This window comes from Rhodococcus sp. NPDC054953 (assembly GCF_053609225.1).
Genome location: NZ_JBSGXD010000026.1, coordinates 20063 through 36387, shown reverse-complemented (window position 1 = coordinate 36387; position 16325 = coordinate 20063). Strand labels below are relative to the sequence as shown.

At 71.1% G+C, this 16325-nt stretch carries 18 protein-coding genes; 5 read left to right on the top strand and 13 right to left on the bottom strand.

Annotated elements, in window-relative coordinates:
* Window positions 1-2 precede the first annotated feature (2 nt).
* The 6 genes from ACWF62_RS16925 to mftA form a co-directional block, all read right to left on the bottom strand.
* Entirely contained in the window at window positions 3-1952 is a 1950-nt protein-coding gene (locus ACWF62_RS16925; protein ID WP_452630685.1) for a mycofactocin system FadH/OYE family oxidoreductase 2, read from the bottom strand.
* Window positions 1949-3889, bottom strand: coding sequence for a mycofactocin system FadH/OYE family oxidoreductase 1 (locus tag ACWF62_RS16920; protein ID WP_378571111.1), 1941 nt, complete (start codon window positions 3887-3889; stop codon window positions 1949-1951). Before ACWF62_RS16920 ends, ACWF62_RS16925 begins: the two co-directional genes overlap by 4 nt.
* A 16-nt stretch (window positions 3890-3905) precedes the next feature.
* Window positions 3906-5084, bottom strand: coding sequence for a pre-mycofactocin synthase MftD (gene mftD, locus ACWF62_RS16915; RefSeq protein WP_378571062.1), 1179 nt, complete (start codon window positions 5082-5084; stop codon window positions 3906-3908).
* Window positions 5085-5094: 10 nt separating this feature from the next.
* Complete coding sequence (gene mftC, locus ACWF62_RS16910) at window positions 5095-6321, bottom strand: mycofactocin radical SAM maturase (protein WP_378508127.1); 1227 nt, start codon at window positions 6319-6321, stop codon at window positions 5095-5097.
* Between the two features lie 66 nt (window positions 6322-6387).
* Window positions 6388-6684 (bottom strand): mycofactocin biosynthesis chaperone MftB, encoded by a 297-nt coding sequence (gene mftB, locus ACWF62_RS16905; RefSeq protein WP_378508128.1) that lies wholly within the window; start codon window positions 6682-6684, stop codon window positions 6388-6390.
* Window positions 6669-6767 (bottom strand): mycofactocin precursor MftA, encoded by a 99-nt coding sequence (mftA, locus tag ACWF62_RS16900; RefSeq protein WP_378508129.1) that lies wholly within the window; start codon window positions 6765-6767, stop codon window positions 6669-6671. The genes mftB and mftA overlap by 16 nt, the downstream gene beginning before the upstream one ends.
* A 105-nt stretch (window positions 6768-6872) precedes the next feature.
* Between mftA and mftR the strand changes: the two genes are divergently transcribed.
* The 3 genes from mftR (at window position 6873) to ACWF62_RS16885 (ending at window position 9498) form a co-directional block, all read left to right on the top strand.
* Window positions 6873-7487 (top strand): mycofactocin system transcriptional regulator, encoded by a 615-nt coding sequence (gene mftR / locus ACWF62_RS16895; RefSeq protein ID WP_452630683.1) that lies wholly within the window; start codon window positions 6873-6875, stop codon window positions 7485-7487.
* A 119-nt stretch (window positions 7488-7606) separates the two neighbouring features.
* Entirely contained in the window at window positions 7607-8287 is a 681-nt protein-coding gene (mftR2, locus tag ACWF62_RS16890; RefSeq protein WP_378508131.1) for a mycofactocin system transcriptional regulator MftR2, read from the top strand.
* A 155-nt stretch (window positions 8288-8442) separates the two neighbouring features.
* Window positions 8443-9498 (top strand): 2Fe-2S iron-sulfur cluster-binding protein, encoded by a 1056-nt coding sequence (locus ACWF62_RS16885; RefSeq protein ID WP_378571057.1) that lies wholly within the window; start codon window positions 8443-8445, stop codon window positions 9496-9498.
* Between the two features lie 30 nt (window positions 9499-9528).
* On the opposite strand, the gene ACWF62_RS16880 is transcribed toward ACWF62_RS16885, so the two are convergent.
* Window positions 9529-10278, bottom strand: a complete 750-nt coding sequence (locus ACWF62_RS16880; RefSeq protein WP_378571055.1) for a DNA alkylation repair protein — start codon at window positions 10276-10278, stop codon at window positions 9529-9531.
* Between the two features lie 121 nt (window positions 10279-10399).
* Here ACWF62_RS16880 and ACWF62_RS16875 point away from each other — a divergent pair, with 121 nt between their 5' ends.
* Both ACWF62_RS16875 and ACWF62_RS16870 read left to right on the top strand, forming a co-directional pair.
* A complete protein-coding gene (locus ACWF62_RS16875; RefSeq protein ID WP_378571053.1) occupies window positions 10400-10771 on the top strand; it encodes an SPW repeat protein in 372 nt (123 codons plus the stop codon).
* 77 nt (window positions 10772-10848) lie between these two features.
* Window positions 10849-11451, top strand: a complete 603-nt coding sequence (locus tag ACWF62_RS16870) for a TetR/AcrR family transcriptional regulator (RefSeq protein ID WP_378571051.1) — start codon at window positions 10849-10851, stop codon at window positions 11449-11451.
* Between the two features lie 82 nt (window positions 11452-11533).
* Here ACWF62_RS16870 and ACWF62_RS16865 read toward each other — a convergent pair whose 3' ends face one another.
* From ACWF62_RS16865 to ACWF62_RS16840, 6 genes are all read right to left on the bottom strand, one after another.
* Window positions 11534-12334, bottom strand: coding sequence for a glutamate racemase (locus ACWF62_RS16865; RefSeq protein WP_452630681.1), 801 nt, complete (start codon window positions 12332-12334; stop codon window positions 11534-11536).
* Window positions 12335-12382: 48 nt separating this feature from the next.
* Entirely contained in the window at window positions 12383-13462 is a 1080-nt protein-coding gene (locus tag ACWF62_RS16860) for a thiolase C-terminal domain-containing protein (RefSeq protein WP_452630679.1), read from the bottom strand.
* Between the two features lie 13 nt (window positions 13463-13475).
* Window positions 13476-13916 carry a Zn-ribbon domain-containing OB-fold protein gene (locus ACWF62_RS16855; RefSeq protein ID WP_378508138.1) on the bottom strand — a complete coding sequence of 147 codons (441 nt, stop codon included), beginning with the start codon at window positions 13914-13916 and terminating at the stop codon, window positions 13476-13478.
* 43 nt (window positions 13917-13959) lie between these two features.
* On the bottom strand, window positions 13960-15162 hold the full coding sequence (locus tag ACWF62_RS16850) for an NAD(P)/FAD-dependent oxidoreductase (RefSeq protein WP_378508139.1): 1203 nt from the start codon (window positions 15160-15162) through the stop codon (window positions 13960-13962).
* Window positions 15163-15254: 92 nt separating this feature from the next.
* On the bottom strand, window positions 15255-15734 hold the full coding sequence (locus ACWF62_RS16845) for a twin-arginine translocation pathway signal (protein WP_378508140.1): 480 nt from the start codon (window positions 15732-15734) through the stop codon (window positions 15255-15257).
* An 8-nt stretch (window positions 15735-15742) separates the two neighbouring features.
* Window positions 15743-16267, bottom strand: a complete 525-nt coding sequence (locus tag ACWF62_RS16840) for a hypothetical protein (RefSeq protein WP_452630678.1) — start codon at window positions 16265-16267, stop codon at window positions 15743-15745.
* Window positions 16268-16325: the final 58 nt, after the last annotated feature.

Genomic DNA, 16325 nt, shown 5'->3' with positions numbered 1-16325 from the left:
GGTCAGAGGGAGAGAGCAACCCGATACCCCTCCCGGACCGCGGCGTCGGCACGACGGGGCGACAGCGCATCCCCGATCCGATACACCTCGAATCCGCTGCCGGACAGTTCTTTCCACAACTCGTCCACCGGACGCTGGTGCACCGCGCACACGACCGCGTCAAACTCGATCTGCTCCACCACACCGGTGGGGTGATGGAGCAGGTGCACGCGGATCCCCGTCCCGGTGTCGGCGATCCCGGTCGGGACGGTGTCGGTTCGTTCGACGACGCCCGCCGCGTGCGCGCGGCGCTGCCAGCCCTCCATGTCCAGGGTCAGTCCGAGGTCCTGCCCGACAATCATCCCCGGAGTCGCGATCGTGACCCTGGCACCGCGAGCGGCGAGTGTCTCGGCGACCGACGTGCCCTGATGGAATCCCAACTCGTCGAACACCAGGACCCGGCCTGCCGGGTGGACGCCGCCATCGAGAACGTCCCGCACGTCGACGACCCGGTCGCTGCCGCCCGACCACGCCGGACGCGACGGCCGGGCCCCCGTCGCGACGATCACCACCTCCGGGGCCAGCGCCAGCACCAGCGCGGCGTCGACGGCAACGCCGGTGCGCATCGTGACGCCGGATCGCAGGCACTCGCGTTCCAGATTCGCTGTCAACTCCCCGAACTCGGCTCGACCCGCGGCCGCCGCTGCGGTACGCACCTGCCCACCGAGACGGGGCGCGCGTTCGTACAGGGTGACGGCATGGCCGCGCTGGGCGGCGGTGGCGGCGGCCTGCAGCCCGGCGGGTCCGCCCCCGACCACGACCACCGCGCGGCCGCGGCGCCGCGGCATCGGCAGCGGCACCGATTCCCGTCCCGCCGCCGGGTTTTCGATGCAGCCGAGCCACCGGTTCAACCCGACCCTGCCGATGCACTCCTGATTGCATCCCAGGCACGCCCGAATGTCCTCGGGGTGCCCGGTCGCCGCCTTCACGGCGAAGTCGGGGTCCGCGATCTGGCCGCGCACCACACCGACCAGGTCGCACTGCCCCTCGGTCAGGGCCTGCTCGGCCTGGGCGGGACCGGTGAACCGCCCGACCCCCACGACGGGGAGGGACACGGCGCGGCGAATCGCGTTGGGAATGAAGAGGGCGTAGCCGTTCGGCACCGCCATCGACCCCTCGATCAGGTGCAGCGTCTCGGTGGCCATCCCGATGGATGTGTTCAGATAGTTCACCGCGCCGGTCGCCTCGATCATCGTCGCCACCGCGACCGCCTCGTCGAGATGGATGCCGTTCGCGATCGACTCCTCCCCGGTCAGTCGCACGCCGAGGACCAGGTCCGGTCCCAACGCCGCCCGGACCGCGGCGATCACCTCGAGCAGCAGTCGGGCCCGATGCGCGAGCGGCCCGCCGTAGCCGTCGGAACGCAGGTTCGTCTGCGGGGACAGGAACGCGCGCAGGATCGAGGACTGCGACGCTTGAATCTCGACGCCGTCGAATCCGCCAGCACGACAGTGGGTTGCGACACGCGCATAGCCGTCGACGAGGTCGGCGAGGTCGGCGGCGTCCACCTGTCGGGGGACCTCGCGGAACAGTGGATCGGGGACGGGGCTCGGCGCCAACAGCGGAAGGCCGGAGTACATTCCCGACCCCTGGCCACCGTTGTGGTTGAGCTGCGCGAGAATCACCGCCCCGTGCTCGTGGACGGCATCGGTGATCCGGCGGTATCCGGCGATCACCTCAGGGCGGTGACCGTGGATCACCTTCTCGTACGGCCAGTCGGTCGGATGGACGCACTGCTCCTCGGTGATGATCAGCCCGGCACCGCCCCGCGCCCGGGCTGCGTAGTAGTCGGCGTGCTGCCCGGTGGGCAGGCCATCGACGGCGGCGTTGGTCAGGTGTGCGGTGAACACCACCCGGTTGCGCACCGTCCGGGGGCCGAGGGTCAGCGGCGCCAGCAGCCTCGGGAAGCTCACCGCGCCCACCCGGACATCAGGCGCGCGGCGGCGCCGCGGCCCTCCCGGACCGCCTCGGCGATGGTGCGCGGTGCGACGCGGTCGCCGCACGACTGTGCGCCGCGCCGCTCGAGGTGCCTGCCCAGTGCCTCGTCGGGGACCCGGTGCCCACAGTCGACAATGACCGCCGCCCGGACCGTGCTCCGCTCCCCCGTGTGCACCTGTTCGAGTTCAACTGCGCCACCGACGATATCGACGATCCTGCTCCGCAGGTGGCGGGTCACCGCGGACCGCTGCAGCCTGCCGTTGGCGTCGGCGAGGTCGCCGGTGCGCCCGAGGCCGGTGCCGATCACCGGATCCGGGGTCGCGATCGCGACCGGGTGGCCGCCTGCCGCGAGATGCTCGGCCACCGCGACCCCCACCGGGCCACCGATCGGATCCCACACCAGCACCGCCCCGGTGACGGCGTGCGCGGCGTCCAGGACGTCCGGTGCGGTGCGCACCGGCACGCTGCCGTCCCCCGGCACCGGCCACGGCGCGGCAACACTGCCGGTGGCGAGCACCGTCGCATCGGCGTCCGTGACATCGGATTCGGTGATCTCGCGGCCCAGTTCGATGCGGACCCCGAGGCGGTGGCACTCGCGGGCGAGCCAGTCGGTGACCGTGGCCAGCCGCGTCAGGTTTCCGGTCGCGGCGCGGGCAACCATGCCGCCGAGCCGATCTCGGCGCTCGACCAGCCGGACCCGATTCCCGGCCGCGGCGAGCACCCGAGCCGCCTCCAGGCCTGCCGGACCACCACCGACGACCAGCACCTCCCGCGTCCCGGGGTGACGGTGCCCCTCGCCCGGTCCAACGGCGTGAGGGTGCCCTTCACCCGGGGTGGTGGGGTTGCCGATGCAGGTGACGATCGGGTTGCGGGGGTCGCGCACCAGGCAAGTCTGGTTGCACAGCACGCACGGACGAGGGGCCCGGCCGCCGCGGACGGCAGCGACCAGGTCGGGGTCGGCGATCTGCGCGCGGGTCATCTCGACCAGGTCGGCGACCCCGTCGCCGAGCGCGCTCTCCGCGGCCGCGGCGTCGATGACGCTGCCCTGCAGGACGATCGGAACGGTGGTGGCCGCCCGGATGCGGCGGGTCGGTTCCACGGTGAACATCGGCGGGGTGTGCGCGTCCGGCCGGTACCGGGTCGCGGTGGTCGGACCGCCGCGCACCACGGTGAGCAGGTCGATCGACTCACCGAGCGCGCCCACCTGGTCGACCGCGTCGTCGAGGGTGATCCCGCCCCATGACGTCAGTTCATCGCAGCTCAGCCGGAGGGCGAGGATCCGGCCAGCGCCGAGCACGGACCGGACCGCCGCGATCACCTCGTGCAGCAGGCGCGCGCGATCCTCACCGTAGCCGTCCCCCCTGAGGTTGGTGAGCGGCGAGAGGAACTGGCGCAGCAGGGCCGCCGGACCCGCGTCCAGCTCGACACCGTCCACGTCCGCCGCGACCGCCCGCGCCGCGGCGGCCGCGAAACCGGTGATCACCTCGCCGATCTCCCGGTCTCCCATCTCGGCGGGCAGCTCCCGGGTCACCACGTCCGCGACCGGGGAGGGACCCCACAGCACCGACTGCGAGTATGCGCTCGTCCCCTGCAGACCGGCGTGGCCGAGCCCGGCGAGGACCAGGGTTCCGTGCGGGCGGCAGGCGGTAACGATGTCACGCCAGCCGGATTCGGATTCCGCGGCCAGTGGTGCCCGCTCATACGGGTGGTCGTCGGCACGCACCGACGCCACCTCGGTGACGATCAGGCCGCACCCGCCGCGCGCCCTCGCCTCGTAGTAGTTCGTGTGCCGGGACGAGAACGCCCTCCCGACACCGAGGTTCGTCTCATGAGGACCGAAGACCACCCTGGAGGACGCGGTGCGCCCGGCCAGGGTGGTCGTCGAGGTCAGCAGGCCTGATCCGGTTGGCAGGTCAGGGCCCGTCAGGTCAGAGCCCGAGGTCGCGGCGGAAGCCGTCGGGGACGACCAGGTCCGTCGGGGACAGGTCCGCGACACTGGAGTGCCCGAGCCCGAGGACGGCGGAGTCGACACCACCGCGCAGGATGTCGAGAACGTTCTCGACACCGGCCTGCCCGTTCGCGGCGAGGCCCCACAGGTAGGCGCGGCCGATCATCACGGCCCGGGCGCCGAGGGCGAGGGCCTTGACGACGTCGGAACCGCGGCGGATGCCGCCGTCGAGGACCACCTCGAGCTGCTCGCCGACGGCCTCCGCGATCGCGGGCAGCGCCCGAATCGGGGCGGGGGTGCCGTCCAGGTTGTTGCCGCCGTGGTTCGAGACGGAGATCGCGGTGCAGCCCGCGTCGACGGCGCGCTTGGCGTCGTCGACCCGCATGACGCCCTTGAGCATGAACGGACCGTCCCACTGCTCACGCAGCCAGGCGACGTCCTCCCAGGTGGGCAGCGGGGTCCCCATCCACTCCCCGTAGGCACCGAAGAACGTCGGCGCGGGGCCGCCGTCCGCCGGGGCGAGGTTCGGGGTGGTCAGGTCCGGGATGGCGCCGGAACGGACGAACTGCGACAGCCACTTCGGGTGCAGCAGGCCCTGCAGGGCGTTCGCCTTCATCGCGGCGAAGTCCATCTTCTCCGGGATCGACGGGGAACCCCAGTCGCGGCCCATCGAGAACGACCAGTCCAGCGTCATGATCAGGCCGGTGGCACCCGCCTTCTTGGCGCGCTCCATCCGGTGCAGCAGTTCGTCCCTGGTGCCGACCCAGTACATCTGGAAGAAGGTCTGCGGGTTCGCCGCCGTCACCTCCTCGACGGACTTGCTGGCGAACGAGGACAGGCCCATCGCGATGCCCCGCGCGGCGGCCGCCCTGGCAACGGCGACCTCACCGTCGGGGTGCACGGCCTGCACACCGGTCGGGGAGATCATGACCGGGAACGACAGCGGCTGTCCCATCACGCTGGTGGACAGTTCGCGCTTGTCCGACAGGCCGGCGACATGCGGAGCGAACCCGAGCTCGCCGAAGGCGTCGATGTTGTCGCTGGTGGTCAGGCCCTTCTCGGAACCGGCGACCAGCGCCATGTACACCGGCTTCGGGAGCTGCTTCTTCGCCCGCCGCTGCGCCTCGGCAACGGTCTCGAACCAGGCATTCTTTGCCATCGATATTCCTCTATTTCATTCCCGCGAGCGGGTTTTCGTCACAGATCTTGGCCGGGGGCCGGGTGGTGAGCAGGGTCAGCGGGACCGGCGCCTGCGGGATGCGGCGCTCGGCGCGCTTCCCGGTCCTGGAGTGATCCTGGCTGGACTTCGGGACGCTACGGTCCGCAGCAAGGGCCGATTCACCGTATCCCTGAACGCATTCGGGGTCCGGGCCGTCCATCGGCAGGCCGGTGAAGAACTTGGCCGCCATGCAACCGCCGCGGCAGGCGTCGTAGTGCGAGCACTTCGAGCAGGCGCCGCCGGTCTGCGGTGACCGGAGGTCCTGGAACAGTTCGGAGTGCTGCCACACCTGCTGGAAACCGCCGTCGGACACGATGTTTCCGGCGAGGAACTGGTCGTGGATCGCGAACGGGCAGGCGTACACGTCACCGATCGGGTCGATCAGGCACACCACCCGGCCCGCGCCGCACAGGTTCAGTCCGGGCAGCGCGTCACCGTAGGCGGACAGGTGGAAGAACGAATCACCGGTCAGCACGCCCTCGCCATTGGCGACGAGCCAGTCGTAGAGTTCACGCTGCTGCGCCTGGGTCGGGTGCAGCTCGTCCCAGACGTCCGCGCCGCGGCCGGACGGGCGCAGGCGGGTGATCCGCAGCGTCGCACCGTACGTGTCGGCGAGTGCCTTGAACTCGTCGAGCTGGCTCACATTCTGGCGGGTGACGACCACCGAGATCTTCGCGTCCTTGAACCCCGCCTCGGCCAGGTTCTCCAGCGCCCGCACCGCCATCGCGAACGAGCCGGGACCGCGGACCGCGTCGTTGACCTCCGCGGTGGCGCCGTCGAGGGAGATCTGCACGTCGACATAGTCGGACGCGGCAAGGCGGGCGGCGACCTTCTTGTCGATCTTCACGCCGTTGGTGGAGAACTTCACGCCGACCTGGTGTGCGGTCGCGTAGTCGACCAGTTCCCAGAAGTCGGAGCGGACGGTTGGCTCACCGCCGCCGATGTTCACGTAGAAGACCTGCATCCGCTGCAGCTCGTCGATGATCGACTTGCACTGCTCGGTGGACAGCTCCCGCGGGTCGCGGCGGCCGGACGAGGACAGGCAGTGCACGCACGACAGGTTGCACGCGTAGGTCAGCTCCCAGGTCAGGCAGATCGGAGCATCGAGGCCGAGTTCGAACTGGTCGACCAGCCTGCCGACCGGGGCGGGTGCGGGTGGTTCCAAAACAGAGGTCATGGGCGCGGGTCCTCGTCAGACGAAGTGATGGGGCGGCGGCGTGAGGGGCTGCTCACGCGCGGCGGTTCAGGCGGCGGGGGCCGCGGCAGCGGGGACGATCATCTTCGACTCCGCGAGGGTTGCCAGGGCGCGGGCGTACATGTCGATGCGGGCGTCCTCGATGCCTGCGGCGCGGATCGCGCTGCGCGCGTCGGGATGGTCGGCCAGGGACTTCACGATGCCGACGATGGTCACGTTCTTGAGAAAGGACAGCTTCCTGGTCCCGAAGTGGTAGAGCAACGCCCCGAAAGGTTCGGGGCGAAGCGCCACCTGCGGGTGCAGCTGCCACCCGGTGTCGAGATTCACGATCAGTACACGCCGCACATGCCGTCGATCGACACCTCTTCCACCAGGGACTCCTGGACGAGCTCGGTTTCGTTGACTGCGGACTCGCGAGCGTCGGACATCGACATGCCTCCTGTGTCAGGGTTGTTCCGGTCGCAGCTGGAGCGCTGTGACTCGGCTCACCACATTAATGGCATCGAGTGCAGAAAGAAAGGCGGGAGTAGAAGTTGACGCGTACCCGCAGGTCAGGGACCGGACGCATCGGCCGTCGGCCGTCCACCACCCCCGATCTGATCAGCAACATCGCGATCGGTTTGTTCGCCGAGCACGGCTTCGACGAGACCAGCGTCGACCAGATCGCGGAGGCGGCCGGGATCGCGCGGCGCACCTTCTTCCGATACTTCCCCTCCAAGAACGCGGTGCCCTGGGGCAACTTCGACACCCACCTGGCCGAGATGCGCGACCACCTGGCGAACCTGCCGCGCGATGTCCCCCTCGCCGACGGCCTGACCCGGGCATTGCTCGAGTTCAACGACTTCCCAGCGGACGTGGCGCCGATTCACCGCCAACGCATGGAGGTGATCCTCAACGTGCCCGCACTGCAGGCCTACTCGATGGTCATGTACACGGGCTGGCGCGCGGTGATCGCGGAATATGTCGCCGCACGGACCGGCCTGGACGCGACCGATCACCTGCCGCGCACCGTCGGGTGGACCGTCCTCGGGGTCGCCCTCGCGGCGTACGAGCAGTGGCTCACCGACGAGTCCCTCGAGCTGCCCGACCTGCTGCGCGCGGGCAGCGCAACACTGGGCGCAGGCCTGGCGGCGGTGCCCGTCGTCTGATCGGGGGCACCGCGCGGATACCGCCTTTTCGCTCGACCCGGTCCCCGCACCGCCGATACGCCCTAAACTTGGACGCGGGATGGACACCAGCCGTCCCACCGATCGTCATGAGGCACACGATGACGGAGAAGTCCGTGATCTTGGGTCGGCCGTCCGGTCGCAACGCCGGCGCCGATTCACGGACACCCGGCTCCACACACGGCAACCTGTCCGAGCAGGAGATCGTGGAGGCGGCCCTGCGCGTGATCCACCAGGACGGGCTGGACAAGCTCTCGATGCGGCGCCTGTCCCGCGAGCTCGGCGTGTCCGCGATGGCGCCCTATTACTACGTCTCCGACAAGGACGAATTGCTCGAGCTGGTCGCGACCGCCGCGCTCGACGGCGTCGCCGCCCCGCCGCCGGGTCCGGACTGGGCGGAACGCCTGCGCACCCTCATCGACCAGATCGACGAGCGCCTGTCGACCTATCCCGGGCTCGGAGAGGTGCTGCTCGAGCGGATGCTGCGATCCCAGCGTCACCTGGTCGCGCTGGTCATGGAGATCCTGTTCGACGCCGGATTCGACGAGCGCAGCGTCTACTGCGCGTATGCGACGATCCACACCTACCTGTTCGGCCGCAGCGGCGTCTCCACGCAGGATCCCCCGGTGCCGGACCGGACGGGGCTGCCCGAGGTGATCGCCCGCGCCACCCGGCGCCTCGACGAGATCCATGGCCGCGACGTCTACCGGTTCGGGGTCGCGACCATCATCTCCGGCCTGCAGGCGCAGCTGGAGCGGCAGGGACACTCGCCGTCGTCCTGAGCGGGTCCCGATTATCGGGAATGGGGCGGCACAAATTACGATCCAGCTGCTTCGATGGTGTCTGCTAGGCTAAAAACTAGAACACGTTCCAGAATGTGCCCAGTCGCACACCCCGCCGTCCCTGCATCCGCAGAGCCCCGAGAGGATCGACCACGATGACCACAGTTGACATGCCGCACAGCTCCAGGTCGGTTGTGCTCACCGTGTCGGGCGTCGTCGAGGAAACCGCAGACGCACGTTCGCTGGTGTTCACCGTCCCGGACGAGCAGCGCAGCCGCTTCGAGTACAAGCCGGGCCAGTTCCTCACCCTGCGCATCCCGAGCGATCGCACCGGCTCGGTCGCCCGCTGCTACTCGCTGGCCAGCTCGCCGTTCACCGACGGCGACCCGAAGGTCACGGTCAAGCGCACCCTCGACGGCTATGGCTCGAACTGGCTGTGCGACAACATCGCGGTCGGCGACACCATCGAGGTGCTGCCCCCGTCCGGCGTGTTCAGCCCGAAGTCCCTCGACCACGACTTCCTGCTCTGGGGCGCGGGCAGCGGCATCACCCCGGTGATCTCGATCCTCAAGTCGGCGCTGAGCCAGGGCAGCGGCAAGGTCGTCCTGATCTACGCGAACCGCGACGAGAACTCGGTGATCTTCCGGGACGAGCTGCGCGCCCTCGCCGCCCAGTACCCGACCCGGCTGACCGTCGTGCACTGGCTCGAGTCGCTGCAGGGCCTGCCGACGCCCGACCAGTTCGCCACCCTCGCGGCCCCGTTCACCGGTTTCGAATCGTTCATGTGCGGGCCCGGCCCGTTCATGGACACCGTGCACAAGGCGCTCGCCGAGGCGGGCGTGCCGCGGACCCAGGTGCACGCGGAGGTGTTCAACTCCCTCGCGGGCGACCCCTTCAAGGACGTCGAGGTCGAGGAGGTCACCGCCGAGGAGGCCGCCGACGCCGCGACCGTGGCGGTCACCCTCGACGGCGAGACCCACGAGATGAGCTGGCCCCGCAAGCAGACCCTGGTCGACATCATGCTCGCGAAGGGCCTGGACGTCCCCTACTCCTGCCAGGAGGGCGAGTGCGGCTCCTGCGCATGCACCGTCCTCAAGGGCGAGGTGGAGATGGAGAACAGCGAGATCCTCGACCCCGAGGACATTGCCGCCGGATACATCCTCGGCTGCCAGGCCCGCCCGGTCACCGACCGGCTCGAGATCGAGTTCTAGCACCTCCCGCGGCGGGGCGGGCACGGTGATCTACGGATCCGTGCCCGCCCCGCCGCGGCGCATCCGCCGGTAGTGCCCGCGGGTGTCGGCGTCGAGGTGTTCGATGGCGTACGACAGCGCCGTCGCCCCCATCGCCGGGGCGTGCCGGTCGAGGAAGTCGGTCAGCAACCGCCGGTCCACCCGCGCACCGACCTCGCGCAGCATCCAGCCCAGCGCCTTCTGGGTGAGGTCGCGGCGGTCGCCGAGCAGCCGGGCGGTCAGGTCGAGGGTCGTCGACGCGTCACCGCGCCGGATGAAGCCGAAGGTGGTCAGCAGCGCAACCCGCCGCCGCCACAGGTCCTCGTCCGCGCCGAGCTCGAACACCAGATCCCGGGGCCGGTCGAACAACCAGCCACCGAGGATCCGCTCCGCCGACGCGTCGACGAGGTCCCAGTTGTTCACCCGGCCGCGCAGCACCGCGGCGAGGTAGTGCTCGGCGACCCGCTGCCGCTCGTCGTCGTCCCTGGTCCGGGCGGCGCTCGCCCGCTCGAACCGTCCGGTCGCGATCAGCAGCCCCGCCAATCGGTGCTCGTGAACCTGGCTGTCGAGCAGCGCGTCGACCTCCGCCAATGGCAGGTCCGCGAAGGTCTTGACGACCGCGCGGACCGCGGGGACCCGGACGCCGATGAAGACGTCCCCCTCCCCGTAGTCGCCGGGGCCGGTCTTGAAGAACCGTCGCAGCTGCGCCGCGGCGTCGGCGTCGGCGATCGCGCCCAGCGCCCTCGTCACATCCTCGTGCACCCCGCCGACCTTACGGCCGTCGGCGGCCGGGAGGCCCTTGATCGGTCGGTCGATCAGGTCTATACCGGAAGCATGCCGGTAATCCCGGCATACGCGACAACTCCGGCAGAGGAGGCTGGACATGAACGCAGCAATGAGGCGGTGGCAGGACTGGGCCGCCGTGGTGATCGGCGTCGTCGTGGCACTCTCACCGATCTGGGTCGACACAAACAGCGCCGCCCGATGGTCGATGATCGTGCTCGGTGTGCTCGTCGCCGTCGCCGGCGTCGCCAACATGATGGCCCCCACCAACGAGATGGTCGTGTGGGCGATGGGCGTGCTCGGTGTCCTGATGTTCATCGCACCATGGGTCACCGGCTACTCCGGCATGGCGGGCGCGGCCTGGACATCCTGGGTCGGTGGTGTCCTCACCGTGCTGACCGCGCTGGCAGCGCTTCCCGAAGGGTCCCGGATGCATGCCGGTCACGGCGGCGGACTGGCTCCGCACCACTGACCACCCGTCCGAAAATCCACACACCGTGACAACCGTGCCGGGCCGGATCCCCCGACCCGGCGACGGAGGTGGTCGACTTGCCTGTACCGCGCCAGGGACGCATCCCCGGCACGGGCGGTGACACTCGGCGGCGGATCCTCGACGCCGCCGAAGAACTCATCGCCGCGCGCGGATTCGACGCCACATCCACCGCCGCGATCGCGACCAGCGCCGGCGTCCCCAAGGGCCTGATCTTCTACTACTTCCCCACCAAGGAGTCGATTCTCACCACGCTGATCGCCGAGCGCCTCCCCACCGACCCGATCGGCGACATCGACGGGCTCGCCGTCACCGGTGAACCCGAGGTCGCGCTGGTCAACCTCGACGCCGCGCTCGACCTGACGGGTCGGCGCACGATCCGCGAGATCGTCTGGCGGGAGGCCGACACTCATCCGCTGGTGCGTGAGCAGCTGCGGGCGTTGCGCACCTACCTGCACGACGTGACGGTGGAGGTCCTGCGGCTCAGCTCGCCCCTCACCGCCCCCGCACGGGTGCTCGACTCGTGCGCGACGGCGTGGGTCGCCGCGATGTTCTCCGCGACCCACCTCGACCGGTTCCGGGAACGCGACGAACGCGCCGACGACCTGCGGGCGGTGGCCCGGGTGGTCACGGCGGGGCTCGGTGCGCTGTCACACCCGTGAGCGCGGTGTCGCGAGGTGAGCGCCCCGTCGCAAGCCGAGCGAACGGCACATTCATTCGACCTGATCGAGTGAACGCTTCCGTTCAGTCGGTGGGGGTTGGGGCGGGGTGTGGGTGTGGGTGTGGGTGCGGGTGAAGGAGTGGGGCGGCAGCGGCGTAGCTGCGGGCGCCGGCGGGCAGCTCGCCGGGACGACCGCTGAGCAGGACCGACACCGAGCCGCTGCCGCCGAGGTCGCGGCCGAGGGCGTCGATGCGGCGCAGCGTCTGCGCGGCGACGGCCTGCGCACTGTCGAACAGCGTCACCCCTGACGGCAGGCGCGCGGCGATCTCGTCGGCGACCAGCGGATAGTGGGTGCAGCCGAGGACGACGGCGTCGCAGGCCACCGGGGTCGCGGCGGCGGCACTGTCGATGGCCGCGAGGATCCGGTCCCGGTCGCCTGCGTCGATCGCATCGGCCAATCCGTGGCAGGCGACCCCGACCACGTCGCTGCCGTTCGCGAACCGCGCGATCAGGTCGGCCTGGTACCGGCTCGCCGTCGTCGCGGCGGTCGCCCAGATCGCGACCGAGCTGGACGCGGCCGCGGCCGGTTTGATCGCCGGGACGGTCCCGATCACCGGGACCGCGGCACCGAGGTGGGCGCGAACCTCGTCGAGCGCGGTGACGCTCGCCGTGTTGCACGGCAGGACCACGACCTGTGCGCCGAGGTCGACGGCCTGGTCGGCGGCGGCGAGCACCCGGTCGATCACCCACGGCGCGGGCTTCGGCCCCCACGGCGCACCGTCGGGATCGACGGAGAGCAGCAGGTCGAGGTCCGGGCGCAGCCGACGCAGCCAGGCCGAGGTGGGCAGCAGCCCGAGCCCGGAGTCGATCAGCGCGACGGTCACCGAACCAACGTAGTCCGCGCACCCGCCGATGCGTCATCCCGGTCCCCCTCACCTGCGCAGCAGCAGGCACCCGGCCGCGGCGCGGCCACCGAGCCCGACGACGGCGGTCGTGGGCCCGCCCCGCACCTGGGCGCGGCCCGCGGTGCCCCGCAGCTGCGCGACGGCCTCGACGACCAGGTCCAGGTCGGGTCGCCGACCGGTCCCGAGGTGCCCGCCGTGCGGGTTCACCGGCAGCACGCCGCCCCGGGAGATCGCGGCGCCGGTCGCGACGAATCGTCCGGCGGCACCGGCGTCGCACCGGCCGAGGGCCTCCAGCCACCAGAGCACCGCCACGGAGAATTCGTCCCCGATCAGCGCGACGTCGGGGTCGGTGGGGGCGCCCGACAGGTCCGCCCACATCGCCGCGGCCGCGCGCTCCGCGACGCCGTCGGTGGCGTCCTGTTCCGGTAGCGGGCCCGCCGCGTACGCGGCGCCGACGCCGTCGACCCGGATCCGCGGCGATGCGTCCCTGGTGCGGGTCGACAACACGATCGCCGCCGCGCCCCCCGCCGGGCGGGCCCGGTCGTGCAGGCACAGCGGGTCCACCAGCATCGGCGCGGCGAGGTAGTCACGCAGGCGCAGCCCGCCACCGACGTTCGCGGAGGCCACCATCGCCACCTGCGCCAACTCGGTGCGGGTGAGTCCGTAGCGCTCGATGTAGGCGCGGGCGGCGAGTGCGACCCCGACGAGTGCGCCGTCCGCCCCGTACGGCGCGTGCCAGCCCGCACGGCCAGCGACGGCCGCCGCTGGTCCGAACCGGTCGACGGCACGCGCTCGCGCCGGGTCCGGAGCGAGCGCCTCAACGCACACCACGGTCCCGGTCCGGCCAGCCGCCACCGCATCCACCGCCTGCACCAACCCGGCACCGACCACGGAAGTGTCGTTTTCCTGTGCCCGCCACAACAATTCAAGCCCAAGCGCATCGGCGACGTCCACCGCGTCGCAGCCGATCGCAAGCAGTCCCGTGACCTCGGTGCGCGGCATACCCGCATCGGTGAGCGCGGCGAGGGCCGCGGTGACCGCCGCGCCGGCCACCCCGCCTGCGCCGACCCGGACGCGGCCGGCCCCGGTCACCAGGATGTCGCGCACCGCATCGCCCCGTTCACGACACCGCCTCGATGCGGTCCTCGAACGCATCGGAGTCCTCGAACTCCGCCAGTGGCAACCAGATTCGCTCATCGAGCTGCTCAAAGACCAGGCGCATCGGGGCGCCGACCCGCGGGGTGTCCGGGCCGCCGCCGAGCAGGCCGAGGGTGATGCGCACCCCCTCCACCAGGTCGACGACACCGACCAGGTACGGCGGCGCGGGCACGGCCCGGACCGGCTCGACGACCACCGCCCAGGTCAGCAGCGCACCCTTGCCCGAGACCGGCTCGAATGCCAGGTCGGTGCCCCAGCACCCGCGGCAGCACGGAGCGGGCGGGAACGACCAGCGCAGGCAGCGCAGGCAGCGCTGCACGGACAGGCGTCCGGACGCACCCGATGTCCAGTGCGTCGCGGTCAGCTCCGTCAGCTCGGGGAGGGCACGTCGACCGTGCACCATGAGTTCACGGTAGCCGCCCGCGCGGGCGGCGGCTGCGAAATCCTCAGACCGTTGCCGCGGCGAGCACGTCCTCGATCGCGACCCGGCCCGCGACCTTCGCGCGCATCTTCATCACGGCGCCCGCGAGCCCGCCGCCGACCACCGCGACCAGCCGCCCGTCCCGTTCGTAGTACGCGAGGAACTTGCGGCCGTCGTCACGGACGAGGTGCACGGTGTCGGTGCCGGACGGCTCGCCGAGCGCCTGGATCTTGACGTCGTACTGGTCGCTCCAGAAGTAGGGCACCTGGGCGGCGACGTCCGGGGCCGCGCCGGTGACGAGGGTGTGCGCGAGGACCTTCGCCTGCTCGCCGACATTGCTCCAGTGCTCGACGCGCCGCTGATCGCCCTCGGGGTGCCGCCACGCTGCGACGTCGCCGACCACCCACACGTTCGGGTCGCTGGTGCGCCCGGCCTCGTCGGCGAGGACGCCGCCACCGGCGGTGCGGTCGGCGAGGTCGATCCCGGACCCCTCCAGCCAGCCGGTGACCGGATGCGAACCGATCCCGACGACGACCACGTCGGCGGCGATCTCGGTGCCGTCCCCGAGCACGGCGCCGGTCACCCGGGTGTCGCCGCGCAGCGAGTCCAGCCCGACCCCGGTGCGAACGTCGACGCCCTCACCGGTGTGCAGCCGGGCCACCAGCGCGCCGACCTGCTCACCGAGCACGGATGCCAGGGGGGACGGCTGCGGCTCGACGAGCACCACGTCCAGGCCGCGGGCGCGCATGCTGGCTGCGACCTCGCAGCCAATGAATCCGGCACCGACGACGAGACCGGTGCGGCCTGCGGTCAGGTCCGCGCGCAACGCCAGGGAATCGTCGAGGGTCCGCAGCACATGCACGCCCTGCAGGTCGGGAAGGCCGGGGATCCGCCGGGGGGTCAGGCCGGTCGCGATCACCAACCGGTCGTAGTCGACGCCGGTGCCGTCCTCGAGGGTCACCGTCCTTGCGGACGGGTCGACCGACACCGCGCGGGCCCCGAGCCGCAGCTCGACGCCCAGTTCGTCGTAGTACTCGGCCGGCTTGAGGGTGACGTCGTCGTTCTCCCCGCGCACCACGTCCTTGGACAGCGGCGGGCGGTCGTACGGCAGGTGCGACTCCTCACCGAGCAGGGTGATTGCCCCCTCGTGGCCGGCCCGGCGCAGCTCCTCCGCGGTCCGCAGACCCGCCAGTCCTGCCCCCACGATCACGATCCGTCCGACACCCATGGTGCGTCCTCACCCTTCGACACGTTCTCCACGACCGTCATCGGTCCCCATAGTCATACCAAACAGAAACACGTTCCAGTAGTGCCAGGTCCTCAGGAGATCTCCAGCCCCGAGATCAGCCACTCCCCATCGACGCTGGTCAGGCTGACCCGCGCACCTACCGTCGCGGTCACCGGATCCGGTGTCGCCTCGGTGCTGGTGACCTGTTTCAGGAACACGAGCGCGTCGGCCCGGTCGGCGCTGAGCGACCCGATCCCGGAATCGACCGCGGTCGCGGTGGTGGTGATCTTCTCCGCCCGCGCGGTGGGAACGATCGTGGCGTCGGTGAGGCGGCTGTAGTACTCGCGGAAGTCACCGGTCAGTCGCTGCGTCGCCGCGTACATGTCGGCCGCGACAGTCTCGGGCGTGTAACTCAGCAACGCCGCCGCCCCGTCGGCGGCAACCTGCGCGACCTCGGCCCGCACCGCGTCCCCGGTCCGCTGATCCGCCCGGTAGAGGCGGACGTACAGGGCCACCGCCGCCACGGCGAGGATCACGGCGAGGACGGCGAGCAGCCACACCCCGCGGGTCATCCGCCCCCTCACGCGACGTACTCCAGGTGTGCGGTCTTGTATCCCTCACCGACCCGGTCCATCGTCATCCGCAGCCGCCACACCCGGGACTGCGGCTCCGGTGCGGTCCGGTTCGTCACCGTCGAGGCGACCTGCACGAGCACCGTGCCGTGATCACCCTGCCAGGACTCGACGGCCGCATCGGCGCGGTCCGCGACGGTGGTGACCTCGGTGTCCTCGACGACCGACACGAACGAGTCCGCACTCTCGGCGAACTGGTCGCGGAAGTCGCCGGTGGCCCCGGCCAGCACCCGGTCGACATCGCTGCGGGCATGGGTGTGATCGACGGTGGCAAGGTTCATCGCGGTCCGCTCCGCCGCCGCCATCGCCTGCCGTCGCGCCGTCTCGTCCGCGGCGACGCCGCGATGCTGCCACACCAGAGCGCCGCAGGCGATCGCCAGTGCCAGGCACAGCACCGTCAGCATCGTCAGCGCCGTGACACCGCCACGCCGACGCCGTTGCCTGCCCGGGCACGCCGCCCGTGTGTCCCCCATCTACCCCGTCCTCCGTCCATGTCGCCTGCCCTGGGCAGTGCGCTCCACCGTAGGTGAT